Annotated in this window: 19 protein-coding genes and 3 tRNA genes; 4 read left to right on the top strand and 18 right to left on the bottom strand. The window is 24.5% G+C overall.

Going from position 1 to position 17,330, the window contains the following annotated elements; translation table 4 throughout:
- Window positions 1–3: 3 nt before the first annotated feature.
- The 17 genes from JTY60_RS00560 to JTY60_RS00480 all read right to left on the bottom strand — a co-directional run bounded on the left by JTY60_RS00560 (window position 4) and on the right by JTY60_RS00480 (window position 14,070).
- Window positions 4–1,671, bottom strand: coding sequence for a hypothetical protein (locus tag JTY60_RS00560; protein ID WP_434414708.1), 1,668 nt, complete (start codon window positions 1,669–1,671; stop codon window positions 4–6).
- A 17-nt stretch (window positions 1,672–1,688) separates the two neighbouring features.
- On the bottom strand, window positions 1,689–1,922 hold the full coding sequence (locus JTY60_RS00555) for a hypothetical protein (protein WP_434414707.1): 234 nt from the start codon (window positions 1,920–1,922) through the stop codon (window positions 1,689–1,691).
- Window positions 1,923–1,999: 77 nt separating this feature from the next.
- A complete protein-coding gene (locus tag JTY60_RS00550) occupies window positions 2,000–3,661 on the bottom strand; it encodes an HsdM family class I SAM-dependent methyltransferase (RefSeq protein WP_434414706.1) in 1,662 nt (553 codons plus the stop codon).
- Window positions 3,662–3,665: 4 nt separating this feature from the next.
- Window positions 3,666–4,172 (bottom strand): pantetheine-phosphate adenylyltransferase, encoded by a 507-nt coding sequence (gene coaD, locus JTY60_RS00545; protein ID WP_434414705.1) that lies wholly within the window; start codon window positions 4,170–4,172, stop codon window positions 3,666–3,668.
- Between the two features lie 5 nt (window positions 4,173–4,177).
- On the bottom strand, window positions 4,178–5,149 hold the full coding sequence (locus JTY60_RS00540) for a phosphotransacetylase (protein ID WP_434414704.1): 972 nt from the start codon (window positions 5,147–5,149) through the stop codon (window positions 4,178–4,180).
- Window positions 5,150–6,334, bottom strand: a complete 1,185-nt coding sequence (locus JTY60_RS00535; protein ID WP_434414703.1) for an acetate/propionate family kinase — start codon at window positions 6,332–6,334, stop codon at window positions 5,150–5,152.
- 16 nt (window positions 6,335–6,350) lie between these two features.
- Window positions 6,351–8,249 (bottom strand): tRNA uridine-5-carboxymethylaminomethyl(34) synthesis enzyme MnmG, encoded by a 1,899-nt coding sequence (gene mnmG / locus JTY60_RS00530; protein WP_434414702.1) that lies wholly within the window; start codon window positions 8,247–8,249, stop codon window positions 6,351–6,353.
- Complete coding sequence (locus JTY60_RS00525; RefSeq protein ID WP_434414701.1) at window positions 8,242–9,738, bottom strand: methionine--tRNA ligase; 1,497 nt, start codon at window positions 9,736–9,738, stop codon at window positions 8,242–8,244. The genes mnmG and JTY60_RS00525 overlap by 8 nt, the downstream gene beginning before the upstream one ends.
- Window positions 9,739–10,440 (bottom strand): SAM-dependent methyltransferase, encoded by a 702-nt coding sequence (locus JTY60_RS00520; protein WP_434414700.1) that lies wholly within the window; start codon window positions 10,438–10,440, stop codon window positions 9,739–9,741. It abuts the gene before it with no gap.
- Between the two features lie 3 nt (window positions 10,441–10,443).
- Window positions 10,444–11,151 (bottom strand): dTMP kinase, encoded by a 708-nt coding sequence (locus tag JTY60_RS00515; protein WP_434414699.1) that lies wholly within the window; start codon window positions 11,149–11,151, stop codon window positions 10,444–10,446.
- A gap of 2 nt (window positions 11,152–11,153) precedes the next feature.
- Window positions 11,154–11,537 carry a hypothetical protein gene (locus tag JTY60_RS00510; RefSeq protein ID WP_434414698.1) on the bottom strand — a complete coding sequence of 128 codons (384 nt, stop codon included), beginning with the start codon at window positions 11,535–11,537 and terminating at the stop codon, window positions 11,154–11,156.
- Between the two features lie 243 nt (window positions 11,538–11,780).
- A tRNA-Trp gene (locus JTY60_RS00505) sits at window positions 11,781–11,856 on the bottom strand.
- 1 nt (window position 11,857) lies between these two features.
- Window positions 11,858–11,936: transfer RNA gene (locus tag JTY60_RS00500), tRNA-Glu, on the bottom strand.
- A 4-nt stretch (window positions 11,937–11,940) separates the two neighbouring features.
- Window positions 11,941–12,014, bottom strand: a tRNA-Asn gene (locus JTY60_RS00495).
- Window positions 12,015–12,019: 5 nt separating this feature from the next.
- The gene (locus JTY60_RS00490) at window positions 12,020–12,250 is read right to left on the bottom strand and encodes an acyl carrier protein (RefSeq protein WP_434414697.1); all 231 of its coding nucleotides are present in this window, start codon (window positions 12,248–12,250) and stop codon (window positions 12,020–12,022) included.
- A 49-nt stretch (window positions 12,251–12,299) separates the two neighbouring features.
- Window positions 12,300–12,851: a hypothetical protein gene (locus tag JTY60_RS00485; RefSeq protein ID WP_434414696.1), complete on the bottom strand. Its 552-nt coding sequence runs from the start codon at window positions 12,849–12,851 to the stop codon at window positions 12,300–12,302.
- On the bottom strand, window positions 12,838–14,070 hold the full coding sequence (locus JTY60_RS00480; RefSeq protein ID WP_434414695.1) for a hypothetical protein: 1,233 nt from the start codon (window positions 14,068–14,070) through the stop codon (window positions 12,838–12,840). Before JTY60_RS00480 ends, JTY60_RS00485 begins: the two co-directional genes overlap by 14 nt.
- Window positions 14,071–14,601: 531 nt before the next feature.
- Here JTY60_RS00480 and JTY60_RS00475 point away from each other — a divergent pair.
- Genes JTY60_RS00475 through JTY60_RS00460 form a run of 4 tightly spaced genes read left to right on the top strand, consistent with a single transcriptional unit; the run spans window position 14,602 to window position 16,255 of the window.
- Window positions 14,602–14,913, top strand: a complete 312-nt coding sequence (locus JTY60_RS00475; RefSeq protein ID WP_434414694.1) for a hypothetical protein — start codon at window positions 14,602–14,604, stop codon at window positions 14,911–14,913.
- The gene (locus tag JTY60_RS00470) at window positions 14,886–15,293 is read left to right on the top strand and encodes a hypothetical protein (RefSeq protein ID WP_434414693.1); all 408 of its coding nucleotides are present in this window, start codon (window positions 14,886–14,888) and stop codon (window positions 15,291–15,293) included. The genes JTY60_RS00475 and JTY60_RS00470 overlap by 28 nt, the downstream gene beginning before the upstream one ends.
- A complete protein-coding gene (locus tag JTY60_RS00465) occupies window positions 15,262–15,786 on the top strand; it encodes a hypothetical protein (protein ID WP_434414692.1) in 525 nt (174 codons plus the stop codon). Before JTY60_RS00470 ends, JTY60_RS00465 begins: the two co-directional genes overlap by 32 nt.
- Complete coding sequence (locus JTY60_RS00460) at window positions 15,779–16,255, top strand: hypothetical protein (RefSeq protein ID WP_434414691.1); 477 nt, start codon at window positions 15,779–15,781, stop codon at window positions 16,253–16,255. Before JTY60_RS00465 ends, JTY60_RS00460 begins: the two co-directional genes overlap by 8 nt.
- A gap of 408 nt (window positions 16,256–16,663) precedes the next feature.
- On the opposite strand, the gene JTY60_RS00455 is transcribed toward JTY60_RS00460, so the two are convergent.
- Complete coding sequence (locus JTY60_RS00455; protein WP_434414690.1) at window positions 16,664–17,272, bottom strand: hypothetical protein; 609 nt, start codon at window positions 17,270–17,272, stop codon at window positions 16,664–16,666.
- Window positions 17,273–17,330 lie beyond the last annotated feature (58 nt).

Raw genomic sequence — 17,330 nt, 5'->3', positions numbered from 1 at the left:
GAACTAGTTTTGATGTTCTTTTTCAATTTCTTCAATAATTTCTGACATTTCATCAGAATATTTTTGAAAAAGAATTTGATCTGTAAAATGATCAAAAATAAAATCAAAAAATTTTGTTTTTTGATCAAAATATGTTCTATTTCCCTCAAGTTTTTTTAAAAATATTTCCATACGAAAAGAACATGAGTCATTCATTTTAAATAAATTACCATTGATAATTGTACCATAGCGGTATTTTGGTGGTGTTTCTCTAAAATAATTATGGTTAATGGTTCAAGCAACATAATTCTTTTTAATTTTTTCCATGATATCAAAAAAATCACTAGGTTTATCGTAGTACTTTAAGAAATATTCAATATCTGAGATGAATACTTCATGGTCGTCTTTTGGTCTTCTTTTTAGAATAAACATTAATTTTGATTCATCTAAACCAAAATATTCTCCTTTTGGAATTTTAATAATAGCGTCTAGGATGTTCATTTCAACAAAAATTTTTCTGTTTTCTTCCATCGTTTTGACACTTCCACTACCATAAGGAAAGATAATAACACAAGCGCCTTTGGTATTTTTTGCAAATTTATTAATTACCTTAATAAATCATGCATAAATTGGGAGATTGCTTGAAGGTTCATCCCTAAATTCTCCTAATTCAAATTCACTTTCAGATGATCATGATTTAATCTCTGTTGGGATGTCTGCAAAAATATAATCAAATTTTTCATCATCTAAGCGATCATTTTCAACTGGATCGCCAATGGCTTTTTCATCTTCTAATCAATCAGTATCAATATCCAATAAGTACAAGATCATAGAACATAAATTTTTAATAAATATTGTTTTTACATGAGGGCAAATTTTAATTCTATGAATCATTGGTTTGTTGTTAAATATTTTGTGGGTTTTGTGTAATTCTTCCAAAAAACTAACAAAAAAGATTCCATAATCACTAATTGGTGAATAAACTTTTGTTTCATTTAAAATTTTTCCTGGAGCAATTAATTTAGTAATAAAATTAACTAAAATTTTATTTGAAAAAACAACTGTTTTATTTTTACCTTTTCCAGAACTATTTAAAAGAATCGAAAAATAAATAATTAGTTTTGAAAACATTAACTCAGAAAAATTATCACTTTGATATATTTTTTCACCATCATATTCAGCATTACTGTAAAAAATTAAAATATTTGCAATAATTGTTGAAATGTCTTTAATGTTTTTGTTGAATAAAGCAAAAAAAATGTCAGATTTATTGTTTTTTTGTGCTAAATTAACGCAGATATCGATAAAATATTCACTAAAATCTTTTTTAAAATTAATACGAAAATCTTCAGGATTTTTTAGATAAAAATTTGCTTTTTCTAAAATTTTTGGAAATAAATAATCTTCTTTTTCAAAATAGAACATCTTGAAATCATTTTGAATCGAATTAATTTTTTCATCCTCTTCATCGTATAATTCCAAATTTTCTAAGTATTTTTCAGTTTTTGAATATTTTTCAAATAATTTTGATTGAACAATGTAAAAAAGAACGGCAGCATTTAGCTTATCGAGTTCAAAGTGTTCGACTCTTTTAAATTTCTCATCAAATTTTTCATATCATTTCGAAAAAATTTCGGTAATTTTGTTTTCTGTTTTATCAAGGATAAAATTTACTTTTCGATTAGATGACATATTTTTTTTTACCTTTGTTAATTTTTATCAGAATCATCTTCAAAGTTGTAATCAAAGCAATACTTGTTTTCTTTTAAAAAGTCCAAAAAGTCTTTGTTTTCGTCTGTTTCGATTATTTTATTGTAATAATTAATATCAGTTGGATCTTTTATTAATTGTAAAAATTCTTGATGTTTTTTTTCTCTCTCTGGATCTTGATCTTTGGTGTACTCAGTGTATTTTCTTTTACTAGATCAAGATAAAATATTCACTAAGTTGTTAATATCATCGGTTTTGTCTTTATAATAATCTTCGTTTAAAATGTAACCAACCGCTAATTTGCCAAAAACTAAATTAGGAAATCATCAAAATTTTTTTTGCTTTCGCTTAGTTCTTTAAGTCAAGGTTGCATTTCTTTAATTTCTTTTAGCAAAACATTTTCTTCGTTACCAGGTTCAAAAGGAATTTCGTCAACTTCTAAGTCCTCTGATAAATCAATATTTTCTTCAATATTAAAGGTGCCAGGAGTCAAAGAGCAATCTGGATTATCAGTTAAAACTTCTTCGATTGTTAAAATTTTTCACTCACATTTATATTGTTTGTAAATAACTGAAGAGCCTTCTTTTTCTAATTGTCCGTTTAGATATTTAAAGTATATTTCTTTTAAATTTTTAATTTCTGATGGAGTTAGATAGGAAATTTTTTTTGATTCAGACTCTCCTCCTTCAGGATATGAAAGAATAAGAATTTTATCGTTTGTTTTATTAACATCTCTCTTTAAAAATCAAACACAAACTGAAATTCCCGTATTAAAAAATAAATTTTCTGGCAAAAACAACATTGCTTGAATGCAACCACTCTCAATGATTTTTCTTCTTGTTTCAATATCAATACTGTCAGGTGAAGAAGCGCTATCTTTTGATAAAATAACTGCGGCCTTACCACCATCTTTTCTTAAATAGTAGTAAATATGTTGAATTCATGCAAGGTTTGCGTTTTTTGTTGAAGGAACCAAAAAAATTCATCGTGGATCGCTTCCTCATGAAGGATATTCTTTTTCGTTCAAGGTTAAATTAAAGGGAGGGTTAGCCAACACATAGTCAATTTGCCCAACTTGATCTTGATGAAAATAATTTTTAAAGGTATCGTCATTTCCAAGTTTTGGAATAATTCCGTTAATAATCAGACCAGATCAACAAATAGAAATGGTATTTTGATTAATTTCTTGCCCGTAAAACTCAGCGGGAACAAATTCTAAAAATTCTGAAGGATTTAATGCTCTTTTTTTCTTTTCTAAATCATCTTTATAAACTTTATTAATGTAATTTAATGATCTAATAAACATTCCTCCAGATCCACAACATGGATCATAAATCTTTTTTTGCGGTTGAATGTCTAAAAAATTAACCAAAAGATCAATTATTGATGATGGAGTGTAAAATTCTCCAGCATTATCGTTGGTTTTATCTCCATAATGATAAATTAAATATTCGTAAATTTTTCCAAAATGGTCATCGATATTTTCTAAAGTTATGTTGTCTTTGTTATCTATTCAAATTTTTTTGTTAAAAAGATTTACAATTAAAGATAAATTGCTGGCAGAAACATTTGATTGATTAATTTCTTTAAACAAAAATTCAAAGTTATTAAACTTATTTTTATCGTTTTCGTTGTATATCATCGAAAATGCCGAAGAAATAGCAGAAAAAAGTGATCCGGTTTTGTCGGCTTCAACAATTTGTTCTCATCTTGCCTTTTTTGGAATATAAAGAATCCCTTGTCGGTTAAAAGTGTCGGAGTTAAGCGCTTCTTGAAGAATATAAGAAGATACTCCTGCAAGTTTTTCTTTGGTTTCAATTTCTTTTTTTTCGGCTAATTCAAATTTTTTAGATGCAAAAAGTAAAAAAAACAATGGAAAAAAAATATCTCTAAATCTTGTGGGTTCTAATTTTCCTCTAATTTGTTCTAATGAATCATAAATAGATTTACCAATTTGATCGTTTTCTGTCATAATTTTACCCTTTCATTTGAAAATACTTATTAATTTCTAAATAGATATCATCATCAACATAACGTTTAGTAGCGGTGTTTTTGTAAAAAAATATTTCTCAAAAAACAGAGCTAGAAATATAACAATGTGGCTCTGGAATCATGACAAAGATTGTTGTTAATGATTCGTTGATAAAACTATTGTTTTTTGCAATGATTTTTTCTTGTTCAAATTCCAAACTATTTCTGATCCCGCGAAGCAAAAATTCGCAGTTTAGTTTTTTTGCCAATAATGAAGTTAGCACATCTTTGTTAAGAAGAACTTCAACGTTTGATAGTTTGTGTTTTTTTACTAATAATTTAATTAATTTGTAGCGAAATTCTAGGGGAAGGTGCGGTTTTTTTCTTAAATTTTCGGAAACCACAAGAAACATTTTAGAAAAAAGTCCAGAACTTTTTTTTAAAATTTCTAAGTGTCCGTTGGTAAAAGGATCAAAAGAGCCTGCAAAAAGGCAAAAATTTTTTTTTTTCAATCTAATTAAATTAAGTAAGCCAAAATAATTGATAAGTTAAAAACTTCTTCAGCAGTACACCCTCTACTTAAATCAAATATTGGTTTTTTAATCCCGGAAATGATTGGGCCAACGACATTTCAATTTCCCATAAGTTGGGCAATTTTATAACCAATATTTGCAGAAACTAAATTAGGAAAAACAAAAACATTAACATGACCTGCCGCTTTGTCGTCGTTGCATTTTTTTTTGGCAACTCTAGAAGAAAAGGCAGCGTCAAATTGAAACTCCCCAGAAAATATAAAATCTACTTGATCGTTTTTTAAGATATTAATCGCTTCTTTAATTTTTGGAACGTTAGTGTCATTGCCACTACCTTTTGTGGAATATGAAAGAAAACCAACAACCGGTTTTTTGTAAAAAATTTTTTGGTAAAGATTGGCGCCTCTTTTGGCAATTTCTGCCAATTCTTGTCCGTTTGGATCAAGCATTATGGCGCAATCTGTAAAAATAACTGCCTTTTCATTAGTTGATAAAATCATTGAACTAGAGGCAAATCTATCAGCCTTAAAAATTTGAAATGCGGGCCTAATTGTATCAGCAGTAGAAAAATTAGCACCACCAATAACACCATCTGCATATCCAAATTGAACCAACATAACTGAAAAATAATTTGGTTCGTAAAATCACTTTTCAATTTCTTCTTTTGAATTTTTATTTTGTCTTAATTTTAAAGTTTCATCAATAAATTTTTTTCTTTTTTTTTCAGAAAAACTATTAGGATTTAAAAACTGTATTCCTTGGTGCAATTCTAAAAAGTGTTCTTTGCAGACTTTTTTTACAGTTTTTTCATCTGAAAGTAAAATTGGAATAATAATGTTTTTTTTTGCTAAGTTAATAGCAGCCTTAATAACTCTAATTTCACTTCCTTCAGAAAAAACAATTTTTTTTAATGGTTCTTTTTTAAGTGCCTTAATCAAAATGTTATAATTAATCATTTAAATAAATTTTTTTACCTCTTTTGCAATAACTAATTCCTCGTTTGTTGGAATTACTAAATATTCAAAATTTTTAAATTTTGCCAAAACTTTTATCCCGTTAATTTCTTGGTGTTTTAGTTCCATATTTTCTTTAAAAATGTTATTTAAATAATCTAAAATATCGGTATGAAGTTTTTGGGAATTTTCCCCAATTCCAGCAGTTAGAATGAAAGCGTCAACTTCGCCTTTTAATGCAAAAAAATATCTTCCAATATACTCAATAATTCGATTTAAAAACATATTATAAGTAATCTCTGCCTGAATATTACCTTCTTCAACCAAAGAAATTAAATTTCTAAAGTCTCCTGTTTCTAATTCACAAACACCCTTAATACCACTTTTTCTATTTAATTCATTCGTAATTTCATACAAATTTTTATTAGTTTTTTGATGAATAAACTCAATAACACTAGGGTCAATATCCCCACATCTTGTTCCCATCATTATTCCACCAAGGGGTGACATTCCCATAGAAGTATCAAATGACTTTGAATCTTTTATCGCACAAATACTAGAACCAGCACCAATATGGCAAACAATAAGGTTTAATTTCTTTTTTTTAAAGTATTCTTTGGCTTTTTCTAAAACATACATATAACTAGAACCATGGAAACCATATTTTCTAATTTTATGGTTTGAATAATAACTGTAGGGAATCGGAAATAAAAATCTTTCGATTGGAATGGTTGTGTGAAATTGGGTATCAAAAACAGCAACATGTAACCCATTTGGAAAATTTTTTTTAAATATTTTAAAGGTCTTAAAATTTACTGGGTTGTGAAGCGGAGCCAGATCCATAATTTGTTCAAGAATTTCTTCATTGTCTTTATCAATAATTGTTGACTTTTGAAAAAATTCACCACCTTGAACATATCTATGACCAAAGTATTTTAATTGTTCGATTGAATTAATAATTTTTTTGTCAATTAAAAAATTTAAAAAAAAATTTATTGTCTTTTCGTGATCAAAGTTTGGTAATTTTTCAGTTATTTTTTTACCTTTAAAATTTGCAAAAAGTGTGCAGTCTTCAGCATTTAATGCTTGAAAATTAAAAGAAATAAGCATTTCTTTTAAAGAAAAATCAAAAAGAGAGATTTTTAATGAAGAGGATCCAGAGTTTATTACTAAAATATAATTATTCATATTAATTATTTTTATTCTAATCTTTTTTTAATAGATTTGATGATTTTTTTTTATTTTTAAAATAATAAAACAGTCCAACAATGTCTGAAGGATTGATTCCAGAAATTCGAAATGCCTGGCCAATTGTTTCTGGTTTAATTTTTGTCAATTTTTCTTTAGCTTCAATTGATAAATTGTTAACTTTATAATAATCAAAATTTTTATTAAGTTTAAATTTTTCAAATTTTTGCATTCTTTCCCATTCATCTGCCTGCTTTTTAAAGTAACCATCATACTTTGTTAAGGTTTCTACTTCAACCATTTCAATTCTTGAAAGATTTTCATAGTTAATTTTTAAATAATTAAATAAGTCAAAAATATTAATTTTTGGTCTTTTTAGCAAATCAAAAAGAGAAAATTTTTTCGTTACTTTTTCTTCAAATCGGGCTAAAAATTCGTTAATTTCTTTTGGTGAAACCAAAGTATTTTTTAAATAATTTAAAGTGTTTTCAATATTATCTTTTTTTTGTTTTATTATTAGCAATTCATTGTCTTCCAACAATTTTCATTCTTTACTTTTTTGATACATTCTTAAATCTGCATTAAAAACTCTTAAAAATAATCGAAATTCTGCTCTAGATGATAAAAGTCTGTATGGTTCTAAAACTCCTTTATTGCAAAGATCATCGATCATAATTCCAATATAACTTTCATTTCTTTGTAAAATAAATGGTTTTAAGTTTTTTATTTTACAAAATACATTAATCCCTGCAATAATACCTTGCCCTGCTGCTTCTTCATAGCCACTTGTGCCGTTAATCTGCCCAGCAAAAAAAAGATTTTCAATTTTTTTTGATTCCAACGTTAAAAATAATTCTTGAGGGTCGATGCAATCATATTCAATTGCAAATCCGTACCTTAAGGGAACACAATTTTCTAAACCATCAATGCTTCTCAACGCTAACAATTGAATTTCTTCTGGTAGACTCGAAGAAAACCCCTGGATATAGACAGATTTGTAGTCTTTTGTTTCTGGTTCTAAAAAAAACTGATGTTTTTCACGATTTTTAAATCTTGCAACTTTGTCTTCGATACTAGGACAGTATCTAGGTCCAATTCCTTTAATTCTGTCTTGAAACATTGGACTTTTATGCAAATTTTTTAAAATTATTTCTTCGGTTTTTTTATTTGTGTATCCAACATAACAGTTAATGTTTTTATCAACTATTTTTTCTTTTTCTCTTAAAAAAGAAAAATAACAACAATTTTTACCTGAATTTAAAACTTCAAATTTTGAAAAATCAATCGTATTGTAATCAAGTCTTGGTGGTGTCCCCGTCTTAAATCTAAGAATCTTAAATCCTAATTTTTTTAATTTGTCGCTTAATGTTAAGTTTATTTTTGTCTTTTCAGGCCCCTCATTTTTTTCAACCTTTCCATACATTTGAATTGCCTTTAGATAAGTTCCTGTTGTTACAACAACACAAGTTGCCATAATATTTTTATGTTTTTTGGCCTTTATGCCAACAATTTTATTATTTTCAATCAAAAAATCTAGAACTTCATCTGCAAGAATGGTTAAGTTTTTTAAATTTTTTAAATAATTTTGAATAAATTCTGGATAACTTTTTTTGTCAATTTGTGCTCTTAATGAGTGAACCGAAATCCCTTTGCTTTCATTCAACATTTTGAATTGTAAGTAAGTTGCATCAGCAGCCTTACCCATAATGCCCCCAAGAGCGTCAATTTCTTTTACTACAATTCCCTTAGCACTCCCACCGATTGCAGGATTGCATGGTGTCATTGCAATTTTTGTTGGATCAAAAGTTATAAGTAGCGTCTTACAGTCCTTTTTAGCACAAATATTTGCGGCTTCAACCCCTGCATGTCCCCCACCAACCACAATTACATCAAAAAACATTTTGTTATTAATCATTTTTAAAAAGATAGCTAATTTCTTTTATTTTAATTTCTTTATTGTTAATTAAATTTATAAAATTCAAAAAATTTAGTTCTTCAAAAAAATTATTTTTTTCAAACATTAAAATAAAGTTTTTGTAACTTGTAACAAGAACTGGACTTAATAAAAAAACAATTAAAAAAATTTTAAAAAAACAATCTAATAAAATTTTTTCCAATGACTTCATTTTCTTTTGATTATAAAGTTTTCAAGGTTCTTTTAGTTGAATTTTTTTGTTAATAAGGCTCATTTTTTTTAATAAAAAATTAATTGATGCTGAAATTTTGTAAGTTTCGTAAAATTTTATTACTTCATTAATTCATTTATTTCCAAGCTTGACTTGTGTGTTATTTAAATTCATTTTTATTTGTCCATTAAAATATTTTTCAATCATTTTTAAGGTTCTTGTGACCAAATTACTAAAAACAAAGATTAAATCTTGCTTCTTTGTATTTGCTATTGAATCTATAGAAAAAGAAAAATCATTTTTTAAACTAAAATTTTTTGTTAAAAAATATCTAATTTCATCTGAAGAAAATTTTTTTAATAATTCATGAGGACAAATAATATTTTTTTCACTTTTTGACATTTTTTCATTTTTCAACAAAAGCCACCCATGAGAAATAATATTATTGGGTATTTTTAATTTTAAATATTTTAAAATTAAAAATCAGTAAATTGTATGAAATCTTACAATTTCTTTGCCAATAAATTGAATTATTTTAGTATCTTTACTATTTCAAAAATCAAAAAATTTTTGATTTCTAAAAGAAAAATTAAATGCAGAAAGATAATTAATTAGAGCGTCAAATCAGACATAAATATTTAAGTTTTTGTTGTTTATTTCTAAAGATATTGAATTTTTTGAATTTTCTCTTGTAATTGAAAGATCTTTTAAATCTGAAAAAAAATTTTTTTCTAATTCCTTTACTTTATTTTTTGGCAGAAGTCTTTTTTTAATTTCTTTTAATAGTTCTTTTTGTTTTTCAATTTTTAAAAAAAATGATTCCTCTTTTTTAAAAACTAAATTGTCTTTGTTTTTTAGATTTTTTAATTCTTTTTTTGACAAAAAAGCTTCATCTTTTAAAGAATAATATCCTTCGTAGTTTGAAGTGTAAATAATTTTTTTTTTAAAAAAGTAAAAGAAAATGTCTTTTACTGTTTTTATGTGTTGTTGATCTGAAGTTCTTATAAAATTTGTAAATTCAATATTATATTTTTTTCAAAGATCAAGAGTGTCTTTTGTAATATTATCTAAAAATAAGTCTATTGGCATATTTTTTTCTTTTGCACTTAAAAAAACTTTGTCCCCGTGTTCATCCATTCCTGTTGTAAAAAATACTTCAAAACAATTTTTTTTATAAAACCTACAATAAGAATCACAAATTACATTCGTGTACACATGTCCTAAGTGCAATTTGTTGTTTGCATAATATATTGGGGATGTGATAATTACTTTTTTCACTTAATTATTATTTATTGTTAAAACAATTTCGCCCTTTACATCATCAGAAATTTTATTTAATAATTCACTTATTTTTCCATTGATTACTTTTTCATTAACTTTAGAAAGTTCAAAGGCCAAACTTGCTTCTTTTTTTTCAAAAAAAGATAATAAATTTGTGAGTTCTTTTTTTAATCTGTGTTTTGAAAGAAAAAAAACAATTAATGTAGGTAAGTCTTTTATTATTTGAATTTTTTTATTCAATTCTGAAGTTTTTTTTGGTAAAAATCCAAAAAAGAAAAAAGAATTTATATTGAAACCTGATAGTAAAAGCGCATGATTTATAGAACATGGCCCATTAGAAACTGTAGTACTAATATTAAACTTTTCTTTTAGTTTTCTTAAAAAATATCATCCAGGATCAGAAATTAATGGGTATCCAGCATTAGAAGTTAAACAAATGTTTATAGCTTCTTTTTTTTTAAAGGTTTTTAAATATTTTTCTACAGCTTTAAAGGCTAATTCTTCTGTTGATGCATTGCATCTAAAAAACTTTTTGTTCGTTAAAAGATTGTATTTGTAGAAAATTTTTTTAGTTCTTAAAATATTTTCACAAACTACAATATCTGAATTTTTTAATGATTCTATAGCATGAAAAGTAATTTCGTTAATATTGCCGATTGGTGTCGCAACAATATCTAAAAATATTTTTAAATCATTCATTTTTTATTTATTGGTTTGAATTTTTTTCGCTTCGTTTTCAATAAATTCTTTAATTTTTTCAAGACAAATTTTTTTTATTTCAATAATTGATTTGTTTGTGGTATCAATTTTAAAAACATTGCTATGTAGTGCTTCTTTAGGATTTCCTAAGTCATCTTTAATAGTTTGTACAAAAAGTTTTTCGTATTTTTCTTTTATTTTTGCTTTCTCTATCATTGATTTTTTTTCAAACCTAAATATTTCGTTTTTTTGTTCCTTTTGCCGATCAATTTGTTTTTTTAGGTCGCAAACAAAATAAAAAACAATGTCGGGAGACACAATTTTATTAAAAACTTCCAATTTTCCTTCAGTAAGATGTTCGAATGTAATTTTTATAATTTGATTCATATATGAAAGATCTTTTTCATGTTCCAATTGATATACGAAAGAAGAATAAGTATATCTATCAAAAATAAAATTTTTTTCGTTAATATGTGGAATAATATATTTTTTGAAATGTCTAGCTCTAGATGCCATAAGAAGGAGAAAATCAGAAATCTTATAATTTTCTTCGGTTAAAATAAGATTCCTTAGTGTTTTTAGATATTTATCATTGTCTGCAGGCTCTTTGCAAAAAATAAAATCGTTATCTTTGATAAATGGATCATTTTTTAGTTCGTTGATAACTGAAGATTTCCCTACACCATCAGCACCTTCAAAAACAATAATCATAACTATTTTTGGTAAGATATTTCAATATCGCTATTTTTTAACGCATCTAATATCTTTTTCTTTGCATTTAAATAATGGTTTTTCTCTTCTTTTTCGGAAGAATCTAAGTATATTTCATCAAAATTAAAAAAAATTTTTTCTAAGAGAATTTTTTTTAAATCGTTTTGTTTGAAAATAATTTCTGCATTTTTTTGCAATAATTTATTGTAAAAAAGTAGCAAAACTTTATTATTATCACAATATAAATCACAATTTGCTAAAAAATTTAAACTTAATTTATTTTTTTCACCTTTATAACAAAAAGCAAAAATTGAGAAATAATTAAAAAGTTTTTTCGCTAATAAACTATTATTTTTTTCAATTATTTCTTTAGATATACGGTTCATTAATATATATATTTTAATTAAAATTTTAAACTTTTTTATTTTTAGTTGTGTTTGAAGTTAAGTAAAAATTGTAAAACTGTTTTATCTTTTATTTACTACTAATTTTTTGAATAAATATTAATTGTTAAGATTAAGTAAAAAATTTTATAAATAAGTTGGAGTTTTTTATGTTAAAAAATGTTTTTTGTTGTGTTATTTTAAAAATTATTAAAAATAAAAAATTTGTTTTTTTATTTTTAATAATGGCAGGGGTAATAGGAATCGAACCCATATCTCCAGGGTTGAAGCCTGGCGTTCTTAGCCGTTGAACCATACCCCTGTGGTGACCCGTATGGGATTCGAACCCATGAAAATACAAGGATGAAAACCGTGCGTGTTAGACCACTTCACCAACGGGCCAAAATGGCGCCCAGTAAAGGAATCGAACCAATGTACAACGGTTAACAGCCGTTTGCTTTACCACTAAGCTAACTGGGCAAAAATTATTTATTTAATTTACTCTTAATTAATAATCCAAAGTCATTTAATGTTTTTATGTTGTTTAACTCAGAAAAATCAATTTTTATTGAAAAATCTTTTTCCACTTGAAAAATAAAATCAAAAAAAATTATTGAATCAATATTTAAATGACGAATTTCATCATTTAAAGAAATTTTTTCTTTTAAAATTTTTTCAAATTTTTTAATTAAATAAATATCTACTTTATCTTCCACAAGACAAAAAATTATAAGAGTTTTTTTAATTTTTTTTAATTTAATAAAATTATTTGTTAATTACAAATTTTTTGTTAAAGGTAATTTTTAATGGTTTTTCTTTTGTAAAAAAAGAGTTGTCAAACAAAAAAAATCCAAAATTTATTTTTAAATAACTTTTATTATTTGAATTTACTTTTAAAAAATAATTTTCAGTTAATTCGTAAAAATGATTTTCTATAAGTTTCTGTAAGTTCCAAGAAAAGTTATCTTTATTAATACAAATTTTTTTATCTGAATCAACGTATATAGAATTATTGTATAAATATATTGTTTCGAAATTTTTTAGCCAAAAATTTAATTTTTTGGTCTTTTTAATAATTATATTTTTTATATCTGTATTACTTAAGTTGTTTTCTTTAATATTTATTTTTAATTTTTTTGCAAGATTTAAGTAATAATTATTTTTTATGTTAAGAAAATTCAAATTTTCTTTGTGGTAAAAAAACCGATAATATCCCACCAAAGAAAACAAAATTGCAAAAAAAAATAATAATAATATAACGTAAATATTTTTAAAAAATCTAATAGATTTGTAAAAAATAAATTTAATTCTTTTCATCAATAATTTTAATTAATCCTTTGTTGTTTAGGTCAAAATATGGTTTTTCATCGTGCAAAGGAAATAATAAGCTAACATTCATTTTTTCTTTTACAAACAAATTTATTTGTAAAAATGTTTTGTTTGAAATTATATTATTTTTTAAAATTCCGTTTTTTGTTTCTGGATATGCAGGAAAAACATTAAAGTAAAAGTTTTTTTTGTTGTTGGTTTCTAAAGTACTATCAAAGTTGCTGAAAAGAAATCATTTTTGGTTGTATTTTTTTAAGTAGCAGTCAATTTTTTTGGTTGGTAAATAAAAATTATTATTATATTCTTGAATAAGTGCACTTTTAAAGTGAATTGATCCGTTTTTATTATAAAAATCCTGGTAATCTGTAAATTCATAGTCACTAAAAAAAAATTTATTATCAAATGAATGGTTTTTGTTTTTTTTAATTGTTATGTAATCGTACTCTGGGTTCCAAATTGCATTTTCATTTTTTTTAAATGTCTTTTCGCCTTCAATATTTGGTACATCAACTGTAAAATATGGGTTTATATAAATTGATTTTAAAAGTTTAATTGTTTTTTGTTCGTTGTTTTTTAGTTCAATGTGTTGAAAGCTTACCGGACCAATAAAATCATTAATATTTATTGACTTTTGATAGCTTATTTGATCGTATATTGTAATTGGCAACTCATTACATTTGCCATGATTATATCTATACATATCAATGGTGTCGTTGGCGATTAAACACTCTTCTTCTCCGTGAACATCAATTCTTATATCCAAAATTCCGTTATTTTGAATAATACTTACAGGGTAGGTAAATTTATATTTTAAATAACCAATAATTGGTTTTCCGGTTTTTCTAAGTCTCCTCGCCTCATTTATGTCTTCTGTCCCCATAGTGTGTAATTTTTTAGTGTTGAAGGAATTATTTACTAATACATTGCATATCGTAAAGATTGAATTTGCATGATATCCTGTAACAACGCTTACTGTTAAGTTTATGTTTTGACTGTTAGTAATTTCTAATTCTATTTTAGAAATTCAATTGTTTGTTAAGTGTTCTTTTGAATTTACTGGAAAATTATCAGCGTATCTTAACTTTCTTGATTCCTGGTTAATATTGCTTTTATTATCAATTAATGAGTAACCAAAAGTTAAAAAAACTAAAAAAGTTAATGGTACAATCAAAAAAATACTTTTTTTTATTTCTTTTTTATATGGCAATTTTTGTACTCCTTTATAAGACAAGGTTTGTTTTTACTTATGTTTTTTATTTTTAAAAATAATTGTATACCATAAAAAAATAAAGTCAAAGTTACTATTTTTTACAAAAATTATGTTTGTGGTGTATTTAATTTTTTAATTCCAATTTATATCTCCATAAATACTTATTAAATGTGTTCTTTTTTCAGCAAAGCTAAATTGTTGGTAAGGGAGGCAATCCGGGTGCCAGCAACCAGAAATAATTTAATATTTTTTAATTTTTTATTCAAAAAAAATACCAAGGTAAATAATTTTTTAGTATTTTTTAGACTATAACGGACCATATGCCCATATATTTAATATATTTTGACTTGAATACGCGTGAAGCAAAAAAAATTATTATTATATAGAAAACGAACTTAAAAACAGTGTAATATCCGGGCATATGGTCCATACTTTAAAAATGTCTACATGCAATAAAAAATGTTAACGCATACAAATCTATACAAAATATATAATAAATTAATATGTATCTACACACAATTCTAAACAATGCCTAAAAAAAATATAAGTGAGTTAGCAAGAGAACATAATATAACAAGATCAAGCGTTTATAAAGCAATTGAAAGAGATAAACCACAAAACACAATTGAATTAAATGTTGCGCTGGAAAAAGTAAAACAAAATAAACAACACTATCAAAAACAAATAACAAAAGACGAATATGTTAAAGTATTAGAACAAAAGATAATGTGATTAGAAAATGAAGTTAATAATTTAAAGTTTAAAGTTAGCAAAATTGAATTATTAGAAACGTCAATACCTAAAAGAAAGTGGTGAATGTTTTGGAAAAAAAACCAATAAAAACCGAAAATATTAAAGAAAAATATTATTTAAATTGCTGTTTCTACACAAAAAAAGAAGTTGCTAAATTATGCTGGGACTATGTTTTGAAAAATTTATTTAAAAAAAAGTCAATCGACGAATATTTATTTATTGAACCAAGCGCGGGAGAAGAATGTTTTTTTGATTTATTGCCTAAAAATAAAATAGGAATAGATTTAGAACCAATTAGAAAAGAATATTTGATAACTGACTATTTAAAATATGTAATACCACTTAATAAAAATATAGTTGTAATTGGTAACCCACCTTTTGGAAAAAGAGGAGATATTGCTTTAAAATTTATAGAACATTCAAAAAACGCTAAATATGTTTGTTTTTATATTACCAATGTACTTTAATAGCGTTGGAAAAGGTTCTTTAAGATACAGGGTTAAAAATTTTAATCTTTTATATAGCATAAAACTTCCTAGCAATTCTTTTTATCTACCGAATGGTTTAAGTAAAAGTGTAGAGACTGTATTTCAAATATGGGGAAAAGAAAAAACTAAAATTAAAGAAAATAACTGATATAACCCCAAAAAAAGCAATTTAATAAAAGTTTTTACAATATGTGTTAATAAATCTAGGTTATGTGGATTAAAAATGATTGGAGCTTGTGATTTTTATATATCTTCAACATTTTTTAAAAACACAAAAGTAGTTAATAATTTTGCAGATGTTAAATATGGAAGTGGTATCGGAATAAAAATATTAAATAAAAAAGATGAAGTATCAAAAGTTTTAAAAGAAGCTAATTGAAATATTTATTCTACGAAGTCAACTAACAATTGCTATCATATAGGTATTTCACATATTCACAATTTAATTTTAGATAAAGTAAAACATGATTAAATCTTATAAAGAAATTTTTGTTGGCTTAGTTAAAAATGCTTCTAAAAACGATAAAACTATAAAAATATGAAAAGATACTTTGTTTGAATATATAAAATATACTAATAACACTAATAAAGGATATTTAGCAGAAAAGTTTTTGGAAATAATATTTAGTGATTTAGATTATGTTGTAAAAAAAGAAGACTATAAACATACACATTATGATTTAATAGTTAATGGCAAAAAAATAGAAGTAAAACTAGCAACATTAGATACAAACAATAATTTTCAGTTTAATGGACTAAATCCAAAATATCACTTTGACTTATTATTTTTATTAGGTGTAGAACCAAACGACTTATGATTTATACTAATTAAGAAAGAAAATATTAATTTGAATAAACTTGTTAGTATGAACCCAAAAAGCACCACATCTTACAAATATACTTTAAATAAAAAACAAATGTTTAAATATTGATGAAATTAAGACTTATATAAAAATAAATTATTTATTCTTTACTTAAAACAACTTCTTAATCTAAGAGTTTTGTGTCTTTCATTTTTTTCAATTGTTTAATATATATATAAGCTTTAGTACTAAAAAAAATTAATGAGTAGAATAATAATAATATTGCAAAAGTTTTATAAACATCTTCATAATTAGAAACTTTTAATTGAATTCATAGCAGAAAAAAAATACATAATGCTATAATAAAGTAGTGATAAATAGATGATAATATATACCAAAATTGTCATTTTTTAAGAAAAGAGAATATTTTAATCATGTGATATACTTATATATTTGTTTTTTTATTGTTGATAAGTGGGATTTTTATAGTTTTTGACATTTATTTTTTAACAAGATATATTAAATGAAAAAAAAGAAAAAATAAAACTAAATAATACAATATTCTCCTTGTTTGTGAAATCAATTAATTATAAGGGATCAAGAAACATCTCAAACAACACCACAACCAGCATCATCATGCATTATTGCTTTAACATATGGTATTCCAACTTTTTCTGCTAAAGTTATTAATACCCCTAAATAAGGAATGTCTCCCATAATTTTTTCTAATATTGCTGCTAAAACTTCACCTAAATCAAGATCTTTTAATGCGGTTTTACATTGCTCACTAGTTATATAAAAAGCATATCCCCATCAGTATCTAATAGGAATTCCAGAATTACAAGTACAACCATTTATAGGATTTCAAATAGAATACTTATCAGAATGTAAATTATCAAGTTGATTGATGTTTTGAATATTTAATTTAATAACAATTAAGTCTTTTTCACTATCATTTAATTTATTTTTATCAAATCAAAATTTATCATCTTTTAAACAATAGTTATCATTAATCAATTTTTCAATATTTTTAGTTCTAACTTTATTTATTTTTTGAATTGAATTATTATTAATTTGATAACTTCCAAGATTATTTATTATAAAACCACCAGTTAAGAATGTTGTTAATGAAATTATTTTAGTTATATTTGACATTACTTTACCTTTATGAAATCTATTTATATTATAGTAAATTTTAAATTTTAAGTTAAAA

This window comes from symbiont of Argiope bruennichi, assembly GCF_051094275.1.
In the GTDB taxonomy this organism is placed as follows: domain Bacteria; phylum Bacillota_I; class Bacilli_A; order Mycoplasmatales; family SG1.
This window is presented reverse-complemented; position numbering and strand designations above follow the sequence as displayed.